The sequence below is a fragment of the Candidatus Dormiibacterota bacterium genome, assembly GCA_036495095.1.
In the GTDB taxonomy this organism is placed as follows: domain Bacteria; phylum Chloroflexota; class Dormibacteria; order Aeolococcales; family Aeolococcaceae; genus CF-96.
Genome location: DASXNK010000157.1, coordinates 1 through 2,947 on the forward strand (window position 1 = coordinate 1; position 2,947 = coordinate 2,947).

3 protein-coding genes are annotated in these 2,947 nt (G+C 76.7%); all 3 read left to right on the forward strand.

The window, feature by feature from the left end:
* Positions 1–443 (forward strand): HAD-IA family hydrolase (locus VGL20_15960; GenBank protein HEY2705176.1); only part of this gene is annotated, 443 nt, incomplete at its 5' end.
* Between the two features lie 104 nt (positions 444–547).
* Complete coding sequence (gene recJ, locus VGL20_15965; GenBank protein HEY2705177.1) at positions 548–2,266, forward strand: single-stranded-DNA-specific exonuclease RecJ; 1,719 nt, start codon at positions 548–550, stop codon at positions 2,264–2,266.
* Positions 2,267–2,360: 94 nt separating this feature from the next.
* On the forward strand, positions 2,361–2,947 hold a 587-nt coding region (locus VGL20_15970; protein ID HEY2705178.1), incomplete at its 3' end, for a GDSL-type esterase/lipase family protein.

Here is a 2,947-nt window from a genome sequence, read left to right on the forward strand (position 1 = left end):
CCTTCGCGGCCCGGCTGCGATCGCGTCCGGGGAGCCCGCCGATCGCGGCGGCGGGGCTGCTGCGCCGGATGTTCGCGGTGCTCCCTCCCGACCCGCGGATGGCGGCGCTGGCCCGCCGGCTGCGCGCCGCCGGGGTGCGCACCGCGCTGCTCAGCAACACCTGGGGCGGCGCCGAGGGCCACGACCCCGCCGAGCTCGAGGCGGTCTTCGACGCCGTGGTGCTCTCCCACGAGGTGGGGCTGCGCAAGCCCGATCCGGAGATCTACGCGCTCGCGGCGCGCCGCCTGGGCGTGCCGCCCGAGGCGTGCGTGGTCGTCGACGACCTGATCACCAACGTGACCGCCGCCGGAGCGGCGGGGATGCGGGCGATCCTGCACCAGGACGGCCCCGCCACCATCGCCGCGCTCGAGGCGATCTTCGGGGTCACCGCACCGGTTCGGTGACGGGCGGTTGCCCACCCCCGGTGCGCCCGGCTACACTCCCGAACATCCGTGCGTAGCCAGTTCCCCCCCGCGCACCCCACTCGCCTTCTCAAGGGCGCGCGGGGATGAGGCCGGCCCCCCGACGCTGGGTGGAGAGTGCAGCTCCCCCCCTGCCCGGCCTCTCCCCCGTGCTGGGCACGGTGCTCGCCGCCCGCGGCCTCGACACGGCCGCGGCGGCGGCTCTCCTCGACGGCGCCGGGGAGACCCACGACCCCTTCGCCCTGGCGGGGATGCCCGAGGCGGTCATCCACCTCGGGGTGGCGGTGAGCGAGCACGCGCGGATCGCCGTCTACGGCGACTACGACGCCGACGGGGTCACCGCCTGCGCGATGCTGACCCTGGCGCTGCGGGCGGCCGGCGCCGACGTCGTCCCCTACATCCCCAACCGGATGACCGAGGGCTACGGGCTCCACGGCCCCGCCCTCGAGGATCTCGCCGCCCGGGGCGTCCGGTACGTGGTCACCGTCGACTGCGGCACCAGCAGCGTCGACGTCGCCGCCACCCGGCCCGCGGGGATGCGGCTGCTGATCACCGACCACCACCTCCCCCTGGCGCCCGCGGGCGGGGAGGTCGAGCTGCCGGTGGTCGACGCCCTGGTGAACCCCAAGCGGCCCGACTGCACCTACCCCTTCGACGCCCTCGCCGGTGCCGGCGTGGCCTGGAAGCTGCTCGCCGCGCTCGAGGCCGAACGGGTGGTGCCCGCGGGCAGCGCCGACGCCGCCCTCGGCCTCGCCGCCCTCGGCACCGTCGCCGACATGATGCCGCTGCGCGGCGAGAACCGGCTGATCGTCCGCCGCGGCCTCGCGGCGCTCTCCAGCTCGCCCTCGCCCGGGGTGGCCGCGCTCTGCGCCGCCGCCGGGGTGCGCGCGCCGCTCCGCGCCTCCGACCTCGCCTTCGGCCTGGCGCCGCGGATCAACGCCGCCGGCCGGATGGAGGACGCCGAGCTCGCCCTCCGCCTGCTCCTGGCCGGCTCCGCCGCCGAGGCCGAGCCGCTCGCCGCACGCCTGCAGCGGCAGAACGTCGAGCGCCAGGAGGCGGTGGCGCGGGCCATGGTCGAGGCCGAGGAGCGGGTCGCCGCCATTCCCGACGACGCCCCCGCCATCGTCCTCGGCGACGCCCGCTGGCCGATGGGCATCGTCGGCCTGGTCGCCGGTCGCCTGGCGGAGCGCTACGCCCGGCCCACCTTCATCGCCAGCCTCGAGGGCGAGGAGGCGAAGGGCTCGGCCCGCTCGGTGCGCGGCGTCCACCTCGTCCGCGCCCTCGGCGAGGCCGCCGGCTGCCTCCTCCGCTACGGCGGTCACGCCGTCGCCGCCGGCTTCAGCCTCGAGCACGGCCGCCTCGAGGAGTTCTCCGGGCGGATCACCGCGGCGGTGGCCGAGCAGCTCGGCGACGCCCCGCGCGAGCGCACCCACACCGTCGAGGCGACCGTCGGGGTCGGCGACCTGCTCCCCGAGCTCTGCGCCGAGCTGGGCCGGCTCGAGCCCTGCGGGCAGGGCAACCACGAGCCGCTGCTCTGCCTCCGCGGGGCCACCGTGGTGGGCGCGTCGAGCTTCGGCGCACGCCGCCAGCACCTCAAGGTGAACCTGACCGACGCCAGTGGCCGGGTGGTCGAGGCGGTCGCGTTCAACAAGCCCGGGCTGGCCGGCCACCTGCCCGCCGGCCGCCGGATCGACGCCCTGTTCGGCGCCGACCTCGACCGCTGGAACGGGGTCGAGCGGGTGCGGCTGCGGCTCCGCGACCTGCGCCCGGCGCGGGAGGCGCTCGCCGCCGCCGTCGCGGTCTGACCCTCCGGTCGTTCATCGGGATGTCATCGGACCTGGCACGAGCCGTCACCCCCGCTGAACCATTCACGAACTGGTCAGCGTGGATGCTGGGCCCATGCCCCCCAGCAGACTCCTCGTCAGCCTGCTCGCCGCCGCCACCGTCCTCAGCGGCTGCGCCAGCGCCGCCGCCGCCCCGGCCACGCCGGTCCACGCCCTCGCCACCGGCCCCACCGCAGAGCCCGCCACCCCGCCGCCCACGCCCGACCCCACCCCGGAGCCGACGCCCATCCCGACCCCGGCGCCCACGCCGGTCCCCACGCCGAAGCCGACCCCGCGTCCCACTCCGCGCCCCACCCCGGTGACGCTCGGCCCGATCGTCGCCCTCGGCGACAGCCTGACCTACGGGTGGGGGACTGGGGTCACCGCCGCCTACTACGGTCCGCCACCCACCCACAGCTATCCATGGGACATGGCCATCGACCTCGGCATCCCGGTGGTGAACGCCGGCATCAGCTCGACCACCGCTCGCGAAATGCTCGATCCCGCCTCCGAGCCAGACCACCCGCGGCCGGTCAGCCTCCAGCTACCGGCGCTGCTCGCGCTGCGTCCCCGGCTGGTGGTGGTGGCGTTCGGCACCAACGAGGCCAACCGCGGCTGGCCGATCGCCCAGACGGTGGCGGACTTCCGGCCACTGCTGGAGAG